The sequence below is a fragment of the Haloglycomyces albus DSM 45210 genome (assembly GCF_000527155.1).
GTDB lineage: Bacteria > Actinomycetota > Actinomycetes > Mycobacteriales > Micromonosporaceae > Haloglycomyces > Haloglycomyces albus.
On sequence record NZ_AZUQ01000001.1, the window covers coordinates 2,623,797 to 2,641,616 of the forward strand.

Annotated in this window: 15 protein-coding genes, 1 tRNA gene and 1 other RNA gene; 13 read left to right on the forward strand and 4 right to left on the reverse strand. The window is 59.0% G+C overall.

Annotated features, from left to right (window positions below; genetic code table 11):
• Nucleotides 1–12 precede the first annotated feature (12 nt).
• The 4 genes from HALAL_RS0112180 (at nt 13) to HALAL_RS18220 (ending at nt 1,860) form a co-directional block, all read left to right on the forward strand.
• The gene (locus tag HALAL_RS0112180) at nt 13–420 is read left to right on the forward strand and encodes a hypothetical protein (RefSeq protein ID WP_025274267.1); all 408 of its coding nucleotides are present in this window, start codon (nt 13–15) and stop codon (nt 418–420) included.
• A 161-nt stretch (nt 421–581) separates the two neighbouring features.
• Nucleotides 582–1,388 (forward strand): hypothetical protein, encoded by an 807-nt coding sequence (locus tag HALAL_RS17755; RefSeq protein ID WP_025273420.1) that lies wholly within the window; start codon nt 582–584, stop codon nt 1,386–1,388.
• A 72-nt stretch (nt 1,389–1,460) separates the two neighbouring features.
• The gene (locus HALAL_RS0112190; RefSeq protein WP_025274268.1) at nt 1,461–1,775 is read left to right on the forward strand and encodes a hypothetical protein; all 315 of its coding nucleotides are present in this window, start codon (nt 1,461–1,463) and stop codon (nt 1,773–1,775) included.
• Between the two features lie 6 nt (nt 1,776–1,781).
• Nucleotides 1,782–1,860, forward strand: an RNA gene (locus tag HALAL_RS18220) — hammerhead ribozyme type II.
• Nucleotides 1,861–2,081: 221 nt separating this feature from the next.
• Here the strand turns inward: HALAL_RS18220 and HALAL_RS18675 are convergent.
• Nucleotides 2,082–2,612 (reverse strand): hypothetical protein, encoded by a 531-nt coding sequence (locus HALAL_RS18675; RefSeq protein ID WP_156937735.1) that lies wholly within the window; start codon nt 2,610–2,612, stop codon nt 2,082–2,084.
• A gap of 1,986 nt (nt 2,613–4,598) precedes the next feature.
• On the opposite strand from HALAL_RS18675, the gene HALAL_RS0112200 reads away from it, so the two are divergent.
• The 4 genes from HALAL_RS0112200 (at nt 4,599) to HALAL_RS18230 (ending at nt 9,382) form a co-directional block, all read left to right on the forward strand.
• A complete protein-coding gene (locus tag HALAL_RS0112200; protein ID WP_084471996.1) occupies nt 4,599–5,597 on the forward strand; it encodes a bifunctional DNA primase/polymerase in 999 nt (332 codons plus the stop codon).
• A gap of 254 nt (nt 5,598–5,851) precedes the next feature.
• The gene (locus HALAL_RS0112205) at nt 5,852–7,654 is read left to right on the forward strand and encodes a hypothetical protein (protein ID WP_025274271.1); all 1,803 of its coding nucleotides are present in this window, start codon (nt 5,852–5,854) and stop codon (nt 7,652–7,654) included.
• A gap of 146 nt (nt 7,655–7,800) precedes the next feature.
• A complete protein-coding gene (locus tag HALAL_RS19345) occupies nt 7,801–8,124 on the forward strand; it encodes a helix-turn-helix domain-containing protein (RefSeq protein WP_156937736.1) in 324 nt (107 codons plus the stop codon).
• Nucleotides 8,105–9,382, forward strand: a complete 1,278-nt coding sequence (locus HALAL_RS18230; protein ID WP_025274272.1) for a tyrosine-type recombinase/integrase — start codon at nt 8,105–8,107, stop codon at nt 9,380–9,382. The genes HALAL_RS19345 and HALAL_RS18230 overlap by 20 nt, the downstream gene beginning before the upstream one ends.
• 62 nt (nt 9,383–9,444) lie before the next feature.
• Here the strand turns inward: HALAL_RS18230 and HALAL_RS0112215 are convergent.
• Nucleotides 9,445–9,519: transfer RNA gene (locus tag HALAL_RS0112215), tRNA-Val, on the reverse strand.
• Nucleotides 9,520–9,880: 361 nt separating this feature from the next.
• Here HALAL_RS0112215 and HALAL_RS0112220 point away from each other — a divergent pair.
• The 3 genes from HALAL_RS0112220 to HALAL_RS16965 all read left to right on the forward strand — a co-directional run bounded on the left by HALAL_RS0112220 (nt 9,881) and on the right by HALAL_RS16965 (nt 12,959).
• Nucleotides 9,881–11,050, forward strand: a complete 1,170-nt coding sequence (locus HALAL_RS0112220) for a VLRF1 family aeRF1-type release factor (protein ID WP_156937737.1) — start codon at nt 9,881–9,883, stop codon at nt 11,048–11,050.
• A 153-nt stretch (nt 11,051–11,203) separates the two neighbouring features.
• The gene (locus HALAL_RS0112225; RefSeq protein WP_051462937.1) at nt 11,204–11,986 is read left to right on the forward strand and encodes an endonuclease/exonuclease/phosphatase family protein; all 783 of its coding nucleotides are present in this window, start codon (nt 11,204–11,206) and stop codon (nt 11,984–11,986) included.
• Between the two features lie 91 nt (nt 11,987–12,077).
• A complete protein-coding gene (locus tag HALAL_RS16965; RefSeq protein WP_025274275.1) occupies nt 12,078–12,959 on the forward strand; it encodes a serine hydrolase in 882 nt (293 codons plus the stop codon).
• 8 nt (nt 12,960–12,967) lie between these two features.
• On the opposite strand, the gene HALAL_RS0112235 is transcribed toward HALAL_RS16965, so the two are convergent.
• Both HALAL_RS0112235 and HALAL_RS0112240 read right to left on the reverse strand, forming a co-directional pair.
• Entirely contained in the window at nt 12,968–14,464 is a 1,497-nt protein-coding gene (locus tag HALAL_RS0112235) for a metallophosphoesterase family protein (RefSeq protein ID WP_025274276.1), read from the reverse strand.
• The gene (locus tag HALAL_RS0112240; RefSeq protein ID WP_025274277.1) at nt 14,465–15,628 is read right to left on the reverse strand and encodes a PQQ-dependent sugar dehydrogenase; all 1,164 of its coding nucleotides are present in this window, start codon (nt 15,626–15,628) and stop codon (nt 14,465–14,467) included.
• Nucleotides 15,629–15,722: 94 nt separating this feature from the next.
• On the opposite strand from HALAL_RS0112240, the gene HALAL_RS0112245 reads away from it, so the two are divergent.
• Together HALAL_RS0112245 and HALAL_RS0112250 are read left to right on the forward strand one after the other, a co-directional pair.
• On the forward strand, nt 15,723–16,631 hold the full coding sequence (locus HALAL_RS0112245; RefSeq protein WP_025274278.1) for a 2-hydroxyacid dehydrogenase: 909 nt from the start codon (nt 15,723–15,725) through the stop codon (nt 16,629–16,631).
• A gap of 29 nt (nt 16,632–16,660) precedes the next feature.
• Complete coding sequence (locus HALAL_RS0112250; protein WP_025274279.1) at nt 16,661–17,818, forward strand: cysteine desulfurase family protein; 1,158 nt, start codon at nt 16,661–16,663, stop codon at nt 17,816–17,818.
• Nucleotides 17,819–17,820: the final 2 nt, after the last annotated feature.

Below are 17,820 nucleotides of genomic sequence, written 5' to 3' on the forward strand. Positions count from 1 at the left end.
AGGAACTCACCCATGACCATTGATGTCCAAACACTTATCGCCCGGGTCGATACCTGGCAAAACATTATGTGGGCGCTCGGACGCGCGGTAGCCCTGGGCACCCGTAGCGACGCCACCACGAACCAACGCCAAGCGCACGCTGACCTTGACCTGGAAGCCGACCGCGCCTGGAAGGCCTTCAACGACCCACTCATCGCGAAGCTCGATGCCGCCGGAGCCGCTGAAGAAGATGTCAAGACACTGATCGATCTGATCTGGAGCACCGGGCAGGAACGCTACCTCGCCGGGATGTTCGCTGCGAAATCCGGCGACCTGAACGCGGCCCGCGAATACGAGACCACCACCGCCGATGCCGGACGCCCGTTGTGGGTTGCCACCCTCGAAGCCCTCATCGACACCAACAACACCGAGGCGAAGTGACCGACACTAAGCCTTGAAAACTGAAAACAAGCAAGAGAAGCGAAACCACGAAGGAAGCCACCCACCCAACTAGGGCGGGTGGCTTCTCGCGTTGGTCTGTCGGGCATGGCCTCCCGACACTGACGAGCTAGGCCAAGACAATCACTACGGAAAGGAATTGAATGATCCGAGCCGAAGACGACCATCTCTGGTCGGATAGCGACCCTGACCTCATCATCCGCCACACGCCAGACGGATGGCACCTGCCATGGACCGACGGACACTGCGTTCCCACTCTCGACAAGGCCCAGTGGGCTGGCACCATCGCCGAATCCACCACATCGCAACTACGCCTGACTGAAGCGGCGGGCTTGTGCGGGGTGCCCATTTGGCAGCTACGCCGCCTCATCACACTCAACTTCACCCCTGAAATAAGTATCGATAGTGGGGCCGATACGGATACCGACCACGACACCGTGCCCCGCGAATGGGCCGCCGACATTGCCTCGCGCATTAGCCAGCTGATACCAAAAGCCGGCACCATCCCCGATGTCGGTCTCTACCGGGCGGCGGCGGAACTGAGCGAACGACTCGGCCTCACCGTCACCACCGATGGGGTCGAAGAGCTCGTCCGACGCGGCTATCTCCATACCGCTGGTACGTATGAACACCGGCAGTTGTATTCGGGCCTGGACATTGAGGTGCTCACTGACACCGCTATCGTCGCGGCGGCGTGTGCGGAGGGCCGGTTGATCGACGCCAATGAAGCAGCTTCGTATCTCGATATTCGTCAATCAGACTGGACACACCTCGTCCGCGCCGGGCTGGTGACACCGATCCGATCCCAGCGGTATTGGAATGCCCGCTACCGCGCCGCCGACCTCGACGCCCTAGAGACAAACCATCCCGATATTGATTGGGACGCCGTACGTTCTACGGCGAAAGGCCGACGCTCCCTCCTCGCGGGACTTCCCACCGCCACAGCTTGATTCTGAAGCAAAAAGTCGTCATCAATATACCTATCGGTGGCGACATCGTTTTTCTACTGGAAGGAGTACCACTTGACCGCATCACGCTCACCCCTGGGGCTGGGACGCACCGTTGACTACCACGGGTCTCACCTCGACCTGCATGGGCGCTACATGGTTATCTATCGGCGGCCGCAACCGCCGAACGACCCGAGACCCTCAGCAGACGGACACATCTACATGCTGTGCCCTAATCGAGGCGAATGCGCGACCTGGCTGCATCCCATCGAGATTTCGTATGAGGCGTGCGATGACGACAACACGCACCTCAGAGGAGCTGTTCGCGATTCCCTGACACTGGTCGACCTGCCCGTCGTGGGGCTACGGCCCGAATACAACACCATCTAGCCACTCAGGCGAAACCCACTCCGGCAATGAAGCGGGAGTGGGTCTGTCGGGCATGGCCTCCCGGCACTGACGAGCCGGGCCAAACCACCTAACAGGAATTGACTAATAACAATCTCCCAGGTGGGAGATTACGAGGCGACCTGCGAAAACAACCCGATGCAACGAGGGCGCCGCAGACCCCCAACCAGATCGAACCCGACCGAATACGTGAGGCCGCCGAGATCACCCCCGCCGCAAGTGAGTGGCTTGAACAGGACAATCAGCGATGCTTATAGGGATGAATAGGGCATGGTATTCAGCCGAACTCTATGAAGGTTCATCCTTCTTAGGTTTAGGATGTTGCGGCATTGGCATCATGTAATCGACATCTGAGGTAGCATCGCTTTGCAATCTATCGATTAGTCGGTTCACATCGTCTGCGCTGTAACCTCGGATTTCAAGATTGCCTGAGCGAACCGTCAACGATTTTTTAGCATGCCGACCCCAATATGCTTTGAGAGCAGTAGCTATAGCAGCCCAGCAAGCGCCGCCTGTCAATGCAAGAATGGCTTCCGTAGTTCCAGGACCATTAGTGGGTTGTGGTGCTCTATCTGGTTCGATCGTCACCGTAAATGATGGTTCACTCTCATCTCTCTGTGCGACGGGCCCGGCGGGGCCACCCAGGTACGTATCCATCAACATTGGGATTCCCAGGCGAGGATCCACGGACAATTTATGCTCTCGGAAGGCTTCCTCAACGTCTTCCTCAATTTCAGGGTGCGCATAGACTTCAATCCGCAACCTACCGTATCCAAGGCGTACATACGAAAAGTCTATGTAAAACTCCGAATCATTCACCGCATAATCTTCTCACCACGGACGATCATCTGTCTAGTGGCTTATCCGGGAAACTTCGGCTGGTAATCGGGTTGGCGAATTGTGGAGTTGATGGCGAGTTTTGTTTCGGTCTTGCTCTTTGGTTTCTCCATCGAATGAAGGCACCGATCGCTTTGCCTTCACTAGGAGGCACGTCAACGCTGAGCGGCATTCGGTCGCAGAGCTGCCAGAATATGTCAGGTTGAAATTCGTCCTTACAAGCCCAGTGGGGACATACCTGGCCTCCAAGGGTACTCACAATGCGAATACCCCACGCGTGCGTGTAAACGGAGGTCCGACTTCACGCGCTGACCTTCGTGCAGGCACACACTTCCTGGCATCAGGAATTTGGGAGGAAACGGACAAGCCAGTACCTCACGCGGGCATGCGGATACACGCGCCCCTACGGCTACCTCAGGTGAACACCAAGGGGCACACGAAACAAACCAGACCGACCGCCGAGAATTAGACCCCTTACCTACTTAAACAATTGGTTTGAAGCAATGAACGAACCGAAAACGAAAATGAGCGTTTCCGCAGGCAACAGGTGAATATACAGGTCGGGAGGGGTGGACCTGGGGGTATGACCCCTCACGCTGTGTCAGCGCACCGCCACGTCGTAGCAGCTGAGGCTCTGCCACGGTTTCGACCCCGATGACCTCGCTAAACAGTGCGGTATCCACGAAGGCGGTCCCTCGGTTTCAATGCTGCGCATCAGGGCCAACGGCCCCAAGGCTATTGCCATCGCGACCATGATGGCCGGACCACGAGGGAAGCCCGACAGTGGCCGTTCAGCTTATCCGTTGGGTGGCTATAGGTGCGAGTCCGTTCGAAGCCACGGCGGAGCGAATGACCCATAATCGTGGTCACGAAATGGTAACGCAGCCCTTGGCTAGGGGCAAAGACCGGCAACCACCGCAACTGTCGTTTGTAGCATTGACCAGTGCCCCAAGGAAACAGGCGAGTGAATATCAGCACTTTTCCTTGACAGTTTCTGATCCCGTTTTATACTTGACCGAAGGTCATTAAATACTAGCGACGTCGCCCATCGGCATCGATGAGCGCGAAGCGCCGCCCCTCCAGGGCGGCAGCGTAGCGCGCCACGATCATCGCCCATCGGCATCGTCATCAGTCACCAATACCCACGGCGAAAACCCAAATCCCTCAATCTATGGCCTACGCCCAACGATTCAAAAATGGGGTCAGCCGTGGAAGGCTGACCCCATTTGCAAACCCCATAGCCTATAGGTTCGAAACTCTTCGATATCAGACCTGATGCCTCAACCTAAGAGGATGATCCTTTCGCCGTTGAGCGAGTCCTTCTGCCGTTGGCTTCAGTCTTTTCGCCGTTGGTCATGAGGGCCATTCTTCTGCCGTTGCCTTGTAGCCGCACCGCCGCCTTAGCGGCGGGCAGCCTCCTTCCAGGAGCCCGGAGATTAAGAGAAAGACATTTCCCCGGGTTAAGAGTGGTGCAGCTCGATCCGAAGGCTCACGAGTTCAATCCGATTTGAAAGTGATTGTCGTCACTGCTCATAGAGGCGTTGTGGAGCGTACTGCTGAGCTATAGAGAAGTATCTACAGCAATGTCGTGAGACACTTTCCCCTATCCCCCTTGCATTTCCGTCGTATTTTGATTTGGTGCTGGAGTTTATACTGGACGTATACGGGCGCAACCGGGCCACACCGGACACTCTTGTCGCTCGTATCAGTCTTTAGCCAGGAACGCTACGCGTCCTGGTTTTTCTTGTCTCCCGCCCCGGCAATGGCCAACCGCGTTAAACCGCTGCGTACCGCTTACATTCGGGGCTATATGAACGTAAGGGAGTCCAGTCCTCAACCCGTTCTACTGAGTTTCGTAGCGCTGCGAACGTACGCACGCCTAGCCCTTCCCGTACCGCACGGGCGGGGCTTTTCTTATGTCCTGGCGCAGTAGCGCCATTGATCGCGTCCTAGTGAGGAGTGACTGTCATGCCTGCATCATCCACCATGTCTCCCACCAACACCGCACCGTCGGAACAGGAGATGAAACCACGCCCGATCGTTGATTGGGTCTTGGCCGCCGCTCGACGCGGATGGCCGGTATTCCCCCTCAGGCCGGGCGAGAAACGCCCGGCCCTCTCCGATTGGGAAACGACCGCGACCACCGACCCAGCACGAATACGCGCCTGGTGGGAGCAAATACCGACAGCGAACTACGGGGTGGCGTGCGGCCCTGCTGGACTCGTCGTGGTCGATTGCGACCTCGCCAAACCAGATAGACATGGTTCGTACCCGCATGGTCCTATGCCCGGCGTGGAACGCTTCCTCGCCCTGGCGGAGGCGTGGGGCGAGACCGCGTGGCCGCACACGTTCACCGTCCAAACGGCCTCCGGTGGATGGCATTTCTACTACCAACAACGGAATGGCGATCGCCCGTTGCGAAACACCACCGGGCGGTTGTGCCCCTTCGTCGACACCCGTGCCAGTGGAGGCTACGTGGTCGGACCCGGATCAACCGTGCAGGGCACGTCCTACCAACTAGCGAACAAAGAAGACGCGGCGCCACTGCCCGAATGGACGCGGACGTTTCTCCGTGCCTTGTCGGAGGCTGAAACACCACGGGGTGGTGAATCGGTTCCGGCCCAGCGGTCGCTGACCGCCGTCGGCAAAGGCAGTAACAGTCGCCTCAAACGTTATGCCCACAAAGCGCTGGACTCGACCGTTGAGAAAATAGCTGCCGCTCACCCAGGACACCGCAATAACACGCTGGGCGGTGGAGCCGAATCGATCGGCCAACTCGTCGCCGGCGGCCTCCTCGACGAGGCGGAAGCACGGTCGGCGTTGACCAACGCAGCTATTGCCTGCGGGCTCGACGCTGACAGCGGGCGAGGCGGTGGAACCGCCTGTGGTCTGGCCGGAATCGACAAAACCATCACCTCCGGGTTCCGTCGAGGCGCCAAACACCCACGCACCGGACCACACACCTAACCCACCTTTATTAGCGCTGTGACCTGGGGAAACAAAACCTCCTGAGAGCGATTCTCAGCGCCGTTGACGCACCGCCCTAGGGTCAACCCACCCCAGAAATACCAGGCAAGGCCGTTCAACGGCCCTCATCCACGCTTCCCACTCCACTCGGCACCAGATTTAGTCCAGCCGGGCCGGTGTGGGTACAGAAAAAGCCGCCGACGCAAACGTTCACTTGGCGTCGGCGGCCCAACGAACTGATTCAAGGATACTATATGACGCAACATCTCAATGGCCAGGATTTCGATATACCAGCCGCGATCGTCGAGGCACCACACCCCGCCGAAGTCGACGACGATCAGGCACCCAGCAAGACTGCGAGCGATAGTTCGAACGGAAAAGCGCCCGCAGCGCCGTCGGCATCGACGGTGTTGGTCAACATCGCCCGCGAAATGTACGATTTCCGGCTCTCCGAAGGCGGCGATACTTTCGCGGTCCCTAAAACGGGGCCGCATGTGGTTCGTATGTTGCGCGGGGGACGCACCTCGCTGCGCGCCATGCTCGCGTTGGAGTACTTCGAGCGGTACGGCAAAGCCGCCTCCGGGCAGGCGCTGTCAGATGCGCTCATGATCGCCGAAGGACTAGCGGGGCGTGAGCGGGAAGAAGAGCTTCACCTCAGGGTTGCCGAGCACGAGGAGGATATGTGGGTGGACCTGGGCGACACGACCGGTCAGGCGATCCGTATCCGCGACGGGCGGTGGGCCGTTGCCGACCAGCCACCCGTGCATTTCCGCCGTACCGCTCTGAACTCGCCTCTCCCACAGCCCGAACGCGGTGGTGACCTTTCGGAACTGTGGGAGTGGCTGAACGTCACCGACGCTGACAAACCGTTGCTCCTCGCCTGGTTGGTGGCGGCGTTTTTCCCGCGGATTCCTCACCCGGTCCTGTCGATCACCGGTGAACAAGGGACTGGTAAAACCACGGCAGAGAAGCTGTTGGTGTCGCTGCTGGACCCGTCGCCGGTTCCGGTGCGCACCGCACCCAGTGATAAAGAAGCGTGGGTGACCGCTGCTGCCGGCTCCTGGGTGGTGGGCCTGGACAATCTATCCGTTATTCCGCACTGGCTGTCGGACACCATTTGCCGTGCCGTTACAGGTGATGGTGATGTCCGCCGACGCCTCTACACCGACGGAGAGCACTCGGTCTTCGCCTTCCGGCGTGCGGTTGTGCTGAACGGTATCGACCTCGGTGCCGTTGCCGGCGACCTGGCCGACCGTATGATTCCAGTGGAGTTGGAACCGATCGCAGAAGACCAGCGGTTGGACGAGACGACCATGGGAGATAAATGGACCGCCGCCCACCCGCGCCTGTTGGGGGCACTGTTGGATCTTGTCGCCCGGGTGAGGGCCGAAGTGCCGTCCATAACCTTGGCGAAGAAACCCCGGATGGCCGATTTCGCTATTGTTCTCGCTGCTGTTGACCGTGTCTGTTCCACTCACGGTCTCACCACGTATGTGAACAAGCAAGCGACGTTGGCAGGCGATTCGCTGTCGGCCGACCCGTTCATTAGCACGACTGCCAAGACAATCCTGGGCAATGGTGGTGAGTTTATGGGGACTGCTTCCGAACTGTTGGCGTTGTTGGACGACGAGACTGATGAACGCCCGCACGATAAACGGTGGCCGACGACGGCTCGTCAAGTCACCCAACGCCTGAAACGCCAGGCTCCAGTGATGCGCAAAACGGGTTGGGCGATCGATAATGACGGCGGAGCGAACAAAGAAAAGGTCGTCAAATGGGCCATTACCGCCCCGAACTCGTCGCGGGGCGGGGGTTTGGCGGGTGACAACGCGGGGGACACGGGTGTCGGCGGGTCTCCCACCGCCACCGATACCCGCCGGGATGACCAGGAAAAAGAAGCCTTGGCGGGTGTGGCGGGTGTAAAATCCGCCCCACCTCTGGTATCCGTACCCCACACCGACGTAGCGTCCTGCCAATGGTGGATCGCGTCCAATATCGGCCAACACGGACCTGACTGTATGGGATGTCGACAAGCACCAGGAGGCCCCGACGAATAAACACGAAAAACAGCTTCACCAACCAGCCGCCCATGAGGCGGCTTTTTCATTTCACCAGGAAAAACACGCCAGGCAACGCTCTCAGCACCAGCAATTCCTACAACCCGGTGCTGAGAGCTGCCCTCCACATGGAAGGACACCTCATCATGGCACATGATGTTGCCAATTCCTACTCTAAAGCGTCGATACCTCGAAAACGACTCAAGCAAACCAATCGCCCAGTGTCACCTCGTCCTCCACAGCGGGGGGAACAGGACGTTATTCAGCCACGGTGGTATTCGATTCCCCAGTCCGCTGTAGCACTCGAATTCAGTGTCTCCAAAGTAAAGCGGCTCATTCGAGCTGGGCGACTCAAGTCTGTCAAGGATGGACGCAACGTTCGAATACTCCCTGAATGGATCGACCAGTACATCAATTCAGTAGTAGAGCTAGAAGAGAAGGATGTATCCCGTGGTACGGAAAGCTGTTAAGAAACCAGGAGACGGGTCGATATACCACACTCCTGATAAGGGCTGGCGTGCGTATGTGTACGTTACAACGCCCTCGGGTCGGTTGCGGCGCAAATATCTTGCTGGAGGCGATGATTACGATGCGCTTCATCAACGGTGGATGGACCTTAAAGACACAGCAGCAAGTGGACCCGTCGCTGACTCGATTCCTTCAATTGAAGCCGAGTATATGTACTGGCTTGATGAGGTGATAAAGCCGAACAGAGAACCATCTACGTATGAGAAATACGAAATACATGGTCGGCTATACATTATCCCATATCTTGGGGAGTTCAAGATTGATAGTTTGAGCAAGCGACGTGGTCAGGAGTGGATGAATGAAATCCGTCGTGAATGCCAGTGCTGTCGGCTTGGAAAGGACCTGAAGAGGCGGGCACCGAAACGATGTTGCTCAGTAGGTAAGTGTTGTGACGACCGAGTGTCTCTTGGGTATGCCAAGACTGTCAGGGCAACGCTACGAGCCTTCCTCAATCATGCAGAATCCCTGGCAGAAGGGTACTCAGTTAGGAATATTGCTGAGAATATAACCTTGGCGAGTTGGGATGACGATATCGATGACGAAGATGATGAGGGCTTTGAGGAGCTGATTAGTAAAACAGACCCATGGGAAGTGGAGGAAGCGGCTCAGTTTCTACAGTCAGCGTTCGAAGACGACGACCCGATGTTCGAAGCTTACGTGATGGTTATTTTTCAGGGAATGAGGAAAGGGGAAGTTCTAGGGGCCACCTGGAATCGCGTCAACTGGGATGATGAAGAGTACTCCGTTCGTAGACAGCTTCAGCGTTCTGGCCAAAAACTGCGGCACAAGAAGGTCAAATCGAAAGCGTCCAGAGCAACAATTCCATTGGCTCAACCAACCATGTCAGCGCTTAAACGGCGGTGGGGAAAACAGAGCGGTGAACGTGCTGCTGCTGGCGAAGTCTGGCAAGATTCACGGGGATTGATATTCACGACCAAGTTCGGAACTCCCATCGAACCAAGAAACTTCAACCGAAGTTGGGAAAATCGATGTAATAGAGCTGGCGTTCGGCGTATCACGGTGCACGCCGGTCGTAAAACCTGCGGATCAATGCTCGTGGAGCTTGGGGTCCATCCTCGCGATATCATGGCGATTCTTAGGCATAGCAACTTCATGCTGACCATGAATATTTACACCAAATCGCGAAAAAGCAAAATGAGGGAAGCTGTGGATAAACTCGCTGATCTTTTTAATAACTAGTTCTGGCTGCACTTTCCAGCTGCACCACCCCCGAGAATAAGCACTCTCGGGGGTGCTTTACCTGGTGGGTGCTACTGGGATCGAACCAGTGACCACTGCTTTGTAAGAGCAGCGCTCTACCGCTGAGCTAAACACCCTTGCACTTCGTCGCTCGCTGCGACGACATTCAGTTTACAGTATTTTGGTTCCGAGCTCGGGCATGGGGTCGGGGAGACGTGTTGCCCGTAACTCGGCGCAGTTGCGCGGAGTTACGGCTATCCCTCCGACGTACTTCGGAGTGGATTTTACGGTGGACCGTGTGCCGTTGCCCCAAGGTGCAACGCCGCTCGGCGTTCGGCGAGCCGATTGATCTCAAGCGCCTTGCCGTATTGGATATGACGAGGCAACAAGTGCCGGGCATATGACAGTAGAGCTAGACGTAAGAAAACCGAAACCTACCCGCCGACTCTCCAACAGGCTTACGATAATCGGAACAGAGCCGTTTCAAGGAGGCACTCTATGCCAATGGACGCACAGACGCGTCGGCGTCTGGTTTCGATGTATGACGACCTCGGGGTACTTTCCATATACGTCAACGCAGATCCTAAGCAGGAGGCGACACAGCCTCCCTGGGCCACTCGAGTGGAACACGGGCTGAAGCGTCTGGTTGAATCCACCGACAACGAACTTCGTAAAACCCTCGTCAAAAGGCTGGACAGTCTCAGTATCGACCTAGAGCGCTTGGTGCGGCCCTCGTCGCCAGGTAGGGGACGTGCCCTGTTTGTGGCTCTCAGCGACGGCGAGACCGTCAACGTCGAGATGCAGAATGCCCTGACCGATCGGATCGCGCTGTCCAACCGTGCTCATATCAGTCCGATGGTGGGCGCGTGGGCGGAAGGGTCGCCCGCGGGAGTCGTCGTAGTGGACGGCAAGGGTATGCGGGTTCTGGACCACCGGTTCTGCATGTCCGAGGAAATCGACGAACTAGAGTTTATCCTGGATACAGGGGAATGGCGGAAGTTGCAAGGGCCGGTCAAAGCCCGTAGCTTCGCGGGTGGGCGCACAACACAGAGCTCCTCTCCCCAGTACGATCTCTTTGACTACAAGGTCGCCGAGCACCTGCAGAAATTCCTCGCGGCGACACATACCACTTTGTCGCATTACGCCGAACGCTACGGCTGGGAGTACATCGTCATCAGCGGGGAGCCGGAGCTGGTCGAAGCGACGACCAAGCATTTCGATAAGAACCGCATCAAACCGAAGGTCGTGCCCTCACAACTGGTCCTGGGGCATTTTACCGCCCCGCAGGTGGGCGACGCCGTGGCTCCGGAGTTGGCTGCTGCCCGCCAGAACAGGGACGACGCATTGATCGAGCGTTACATGGAGGCGCCACGTCGGCGTGCCGCAGGTAGTGAACAGGTGCTTGAGGCTCTACAGGAAGGTCGAGTGGAACGGCTTCTCCTGGAACGCGACTCGGTCTGGAGTGGTCAGACGATCAGCCCGGGTTACGTATTGGCGGACGGTATTGCCATCGAAGATGAGGAGCAGGCCAAAGCCGTGGAGAAGGCGCGGCTCGGTGAGGAGATGATCGAATCGGCGGTGGCCTCCGACGCCGAGGTCGCTATTTTGGGAGGCAATTCGAAGCTTCCCGAGGACACAACGGGTGTGGCGGCCCTATTGCGGTGGTGAGCGAACCCCGATACACAAATAAGTTAGGTTAGGCTATACTAAGTTAGGATATAGGGCATAGGGGGTCTTGGAGGCTACTCACCTCCTCCAAGACCCCGGTGTACGAGCATGAAACCGATGATCGGGCCTTGTCGGCCGCCGCAATTTCAGGTGATGACCTATAACGTGCGCCGTTCGGTACCTCCGCATTTTTACCAAGAGTGGTTTTCCCTGAAAAAGCAATGGTGGCGGCGGCGTCGTATGATCAGTGCCCTCGTCGCACGCGAACTACCCGATATTCTCTGTCTCCAAGAGGCCCGCAGTCGGCAGGTTTCTTCTCTTCTCAAGGCTTTTCCGGATTTTGATGTGGCGGCCCATCCTCGCAGTTCGCAACGGAATGACGAGACGGTCGCGGTCCTCTGGGACAGGCGCCGCTATCGATTGGTGTGGTATCGCCATCGGTGGCTTTCGGATCGGCCGGAATCGGTGGGGTCGCGCAGTTGGGGTAATCGTCTCCCGCGCATGGTGACCGTGGTCCGCCTGTGTGAGCGTTCCGGTGGTGGTGAGTTTTTGCTGGCCAACACTCATTTGGACAATCGTTCGATCAAATCGCGGCACGAGAGCGCTCGGGTGCTCGCCGATATAGCCGCTGACGCTGATTGTCCCGTGGTCGTCACCGGCGACTTCAATCATGGGCAGGTGTCGAAGACGCATGGGATTGTGACCTCGGGTGTGCTTGAAGACGCCTGGGATGTAGCCGAGGAGCGATTGACGCCCGAGTGGAAGACCTTCAATTCCTGGGAGCGTGAGCCCACTATGGAGGGTAGTCGCATCGATTGGATTGCGGTGACGTCCGATGTGCGGGTGGAGGCGATCGCCATTAATACCGATGTAGAGGGACAATGTCCTCCTTCGGACCACTGGCCGGTGCAGGCACGCTTGGTACTGGGACGGTAATCACCTCAGCGCCTTGAGTGTCGCTTTGTGACAGGTCATACTCGGACGTGATCGAAGCTACTTCGGATTTGTCCCGGGGCACACTGAACGCATGACCTTCCCGCTTGTGCCCCGGTATCGGTTCATCGTTGTGTCCCTTGTGCTGGTGATGGCATTGTTGCTGTCGTCCAGCGATGTTCCCGGTGGCCCTCAGGTTGAGGTGCCGCCGCATGGGCTTGGAGCCGAGGAGGTTTCCGGATTGGAAGGGGGCTTCAATGCGGAGGCGACGGAGGCTTATCGGGATTTCGCAAGGGTTGTGAACGATTCCGTCGGTGATTGGGGCGTTGCCGTTTATGACCGCCGTGATTCAGAGGCGGTGGTGAAACGCGGGCATGATCGTTCGTTCCGCATGCAGTCGGTCGTCAAGATTCTGATCGCTTTGGAGGCCTTGTCGGTCGGCGTTTCTGAATCGGACGTCTCGGAGATGCTGTCCACCAGCCACGACCATGAAGCCAGTCGGATGTGGTACGAGGCGGGCAGCGACGAGATCGTTCGTCGATGGGCCGATTCGCTGGAGCTGCACGATACTCGTCCCCCGGACGATCCAATGTGGTGGGGGCATACCGAGACGACCGCCTCGGATTTGGTCACCTTGCTTCGGTTTTTGGTGGGGGACGGCTTTGACGATCACCACGGTGAGGTTATTGTGCGCGCCATGCGCGACACCACCCGGACCGGAGAAGACGGCTTCGATCAGTACTTTGGGGTGCCGGTCGGTATGGCCGACCTGGGCTGGGCGGTCAAACAGGGATGGGCCTGCTGTTCGGATTCGTACCGGGCCTTGAACAGCGTGGGTTTTGTGGGACCGGACCATCGTTTTGTCGTGGTGATTCAGGCACGTTGGCCGGAGGAATCGCTTGATTGGGACGAGGGGCGTGCGGAAATCGATTCCGTTGCCACTCACCTGGGGCGACTGTTGGAAGCGATCGCCTGAGAGAGCGGTCAATCGTTGCTGCTCTCCTCCTCGGCCGGTGGCTCTGCTCCCTCCGGTTGCTCGTCATCGGGGATGACGGTTCGATTGAGGGAGATGTCGGTCTGATCGCGGGCGCTCACCGAGATGGAGTCATAGGCACGTAGGCCCTGCGAGTCGGGGTTGAAGTAGAGAACATCGAGCTCCATGTTCATCGGCTCGTCCGATTCCCAGTTGCGCAATCCCGCCGCCCCGGTTGACCCGCAGATCATCAGGGTGGTGTTTTCGCCGAGGTCTTCGACCGACCGTCGATGTGTGTGTCCGGCAAGCACGAGCGGGGTGGATCCGGCCAGTGGGGGTGCCATGGCGGGTTCGTGGACCATGGCGACGTCCACTTCGCCGTCGGCGTCGATGAGGTTACGCAGGCGCTGCGACGATTCCAACAGCATCTGTTTGGCATATTCGTCGCTGGGTTGTGCGGACTTGTCCGGGGTGAAACGGGGGTCGGCGGCACCGGCGAAGGTCAGACCGGCCACTTCGGTGATGTCGTCGTCCAATACGGTGACGTTGTCGTAACGTTCCATGATGGCCTGTGTCGTGGTGGAATCGTGATTTCCTTTGACCCATAGGTAGGGAGCGTCGACGTCGGTGACCTGTTCGGTGTAGAACTCGGCTTCCTGTTGGCTTCCGTAGTCACTGATGTCGCCGGTATCGGCGACAACGTCAATGCCGAATTGGTCGACAATAGTAGATATCAATTCCCAGGCGAGGGGGTTGAGATGGAGGTCGGATACGTGAAGCACCCGGATCGAATCGTCGTCGATTCCCTCCGAGGGGAGACGTGTCGCGGCGGAATAGAGCCCGGATATGTTGGTGACGAATTTCTGGAGGTTGTCCAGTTGTTTGTCGTAGTTGTCGGGAATGGACTCGACGTCTCCTACCACACCCGGTGCGTAAACAAGAACGCCGTCGAAGCCGGGTTCGGCAATGGACTCGGGCCGTAGGCTGGACGTGGCGTTCAGAAGGGAAGCCCCGGTGAGAGCGGTGGCGAGCAGTCCCGTTACGAGCGCTCTGCTGTTGCGGCGGAATAGAATGCCTCCCAGGACGAGCCCTACCGCAAGCGAGGCGGCCAGAGCGGTGAACGCCGCGGACATGACAGCCTGCTTGACCTCTCCGGCGATGTCGTCGGAAACGTTGTTGAGTCCATTCGGATCGTTGACCAGGATTTCGGCCTGCTGCGGATTGACGGTATTGAGGCCCACCGTCACGCCCAACGGTCCGTTGTGACTGTCGAAATAGACGTTTCCCAGGGGAGAAAGCCCGACCTTGGTGCCTCCGTCGAGGTCGGGGCGTACGCTGACGGTCGTGTCGAACGGTCCGATCTGTGCGTCCACTCTGCCAAGGGCCGAATTGGCAAGAGCGGAGGAAGCGAAAGCCACCGCCAGCAGGGCAATGGTCAAGACCCCGATGCGCAAGGTGCGCGAACGGCGCAAACGGTTCGGCGAGGGCAGGAGATCGAATATTTTCACTTAGGTCAGTCCTATTCCGCTGGTGTAGCCCGGGAGGGAGATCCGCAGTATTCGGTCGTCTTCCTCATTCGGATAACACCCCATACTGCTGTCGCATTGGTCGCCACGGTTATAGGTGCCGGCCCAAAGCAGACCGTCGTCGCCCATGGCCAAAGCATGCAGTTGCCCGAATTCGTTCATGAACAGTTCAGCCGCGTCAGTGAGTTCTTCGCCGGCGGAGTCGATGTCGGCCAGCCACAGTCGCTGGCCACGTTGGCATGCGGTGACGAGCATATCGCCGATGAAGGTCGCTCCCGCGCATTCACCGACCTGTGATTCCCGAATCGCGATGGGTTCGAGGTATTCGTCGGAATTGAATTCCTCGACGAGACGCGGCCAGCCGTAGTTACCGTCCTTGCGAACTTGATTGACATAGTCGTCGAGGTTGGGGCTGGATTCCAACACGACCGGTTCGGGGTCGCCGTCCCGAAAGGCGATGGCGCGAATATTGCGGTGTCCCAGGGAATAAACCGGGGAATCGGGGTCGGGGTTGCCTTCGGCCGCTTCGCCGGAGGTGGTGATGCGCAACAGCTTTCCGCCGAGTTTGTCCGGGTCTTGAGCTTCACTGAGATAGTCGGCGTCGCCGGTACCGACCCAGAGCAGACCCTCGGGCCCGAACTCCAACGCACCACCGTTGAGCTGGGAACCGTGGGAGATACCGGTGAGGATCGGTTCGGGTTGTTCGTCGGACTCCCACTCCCACGCGACCACTCGATTGTCCTCGTCGGTGGAATAGTACAGGTACACCGTCCCGTCGTCGTCGAATTCGGGTGATACCGCTACGGCCAGAAGTCCGCCACTGCCTTCGGCATTGACGTCGTCGAGATGGAGGACCTCCTCCGGCTCAGCGGTGCTGTTGTCGTCTTGGTAGCCGATGGACCAGACGGTTCCGGTTTCACGTTCGATGAATACGGCGGTTCCATCGGGAAGAAAGTCGATGTCCGAGGGCTGGTCAACCTCACTGGCGGCGGGTGCGACCACGGTCGACGACTGGAGTTCGGGGTCGGTGTCCGGAGTCGGCAAATCAGGTGGTTGTCCGGCGACCGGTGGGGGAGGATCGCCGAACGCGCAGGCGTTCAGCAGAACGATCGGGGCGAGGAACAAAGCTTTCACGGCGCGGCGCATGCCTCAAGGTTAGTAGATGAGATGACGGTGTCGTCGGAGACCGTGAAGGTTGGAAGGTGCGAACCGGCACCTGGCGGTAGGTATTCTGAACGCCATGTTGGTCTGGATTCCACACGGGAAGGGCCGCCGTTACCTCGGCGACCTTCCCTCCGACGTCACGGTCGAGACGTTTACGGGTGAGTCGTTCCCCTCCGATCCCGCCGGAGTCGACTTCTGGGTCCCGCCGTTCCTGGCCGGGAAGGACGTTCCGAACATCTTGAAACGGATGCCCGGGTTGCGGGTGATCCAATTGCTGAGCGCGGGCGCGGACGTGTGGGTGGGACGAACCCCCGACGGAGTGACGCTCTGCGATGCGCGCGGTACTCACACCGCCGTCACGACGGAATGGACGGTGGCGGCGGTTCTCTCCAGTCTGCGTCGGTTCGATACCTTCATCCGACGTCAGGAACGGCACGTGTGGAAACCGCAACTCACTCCCACCGTCACCCGTAAGAACGCGTTGATCGTGGGGGCCGGAGACATCGGCGAACACGTCGCTCGCACCCTGGAGACGCTCGACGTGTCGATCACCAAGGTCGCCCGGCGGGCTCGGCCCGGCGTCCACTCCATCGACCACATCGACGAGCTGTTGCCGCAGGCCGATGTGGTCATATTGAACGTTCCGTTGACCGATGCCACCCGACACCTGGCCGACGCGGACTTTCTCGCCCGGATGAAGGACGGTGCACTGCTGGTCAATGCCGCTCGTGGACCGGTGGTGGATACTGATGCCTTGGTCGAGGAAGTGAAGACCGGCCGACTGCGTGCCGCCCTCGACGTCACCGATCCCGAACCGCTACCCGAAGGGCACCCCCTGTGGGACTTGGACGGTGTGATCATTACGCCACATGTGGGCGGGTCAACCGATGACCTGGTGGAACGGGAATACGTCCGTGTGGGCGATCAAATTCGTCGATACGCGGAGGGCGAACCACTCATTAACATTGTCACCGGAGACTACTGAACCCGACGGGAAGACACTGGCGAGAGACGATGGCATATCTGGACCACGCTGCGACGACCCCCATGCGCCCCGAAGCGCTGGAGACCTATATTGACTGCGCTCGGCACCTTGGCAATGCCTCCTCTCTGCATCGCGCCGGTCGTGAGGCGCGGCGCAGGGTGGAAGAGGCCAGAGAACGGTTGGGCGCGGTTCTGGGAGCCAAGCCCAGCGAAATCGTATTCACCGGTTCCGGTACCGAAGCCAATAATCTGGCGATCAAGGGCCTGCACTGGGCGCGCCGTGAATCCGGGCGCAATCGTATTCTCAGCACCTCCATCGAACATCACGCCGTTTCGGACGTGGTGGAATGGCTACGCGATCACGAACAGGCGGACGTGACCACCGTAGGTGTCGACGAGCGGGCGTATATCGACGTTGACTCCGCGGTCGCGGACATCGACAATGCCCCCGACGAGGTCACCGTCGTCTCGACGATGTCGGCCAACAACGAAGTCGGTACGATTCAGAATCTCGGTCCCGTCATCGCCGCCGCAGGCGCTCACGGCATACCGGTACACGCCGACGCCGTCCAGGCGATCGGACACGTTCCCATGTCGTTCTCCGACAGCGGCCTCACCGCGCTCTCGCTCTCCGGACACAAGCTCGGCGGCCCCACCGGTTGCGGGGTACTACTTCTCAAACGGGCCACCGACATCACCCCTTTGCTCCACGGCGGAGGGCAGGAACGCGACATTCGTTCCTCCACACTGGATGTAGCGGGCATTTGTGCTTTGACCAAGGCTGCGGATCTCGCCGTCACCGAACAGGAAGCCGAAGAACGTCGCCTCAGTGCGCTCCGCGATCAGCTGATCGAACGCATCCAGCAGATCGCTCCCGACGCCATACTCAACGGCGACCCCGTCAACCGCTTGCCCGGTAACGTGCACTTCTCCTTCCCCGGCTGCGAGGGTGACGCCCTTCTCATGCTGCTGGACGCCGCCGGCGTCGAATGCGCCACAGGCTCGGCGTGTTCCGCCGGAGTAGCTCAGCCCTCGCACGTGCTACTCGCCATGGGGCGCAGCGAAGACACCGCACGTTCCTCCCTGCGGTTCAGCCTCGGCTGGTCCACCACCCAGGACGATATCGACGCTTTGGCGGCCGCTCTCCCCGACGCTGTTAAACGCGCCCGCAGTGCTGGACTCAGCTGAGT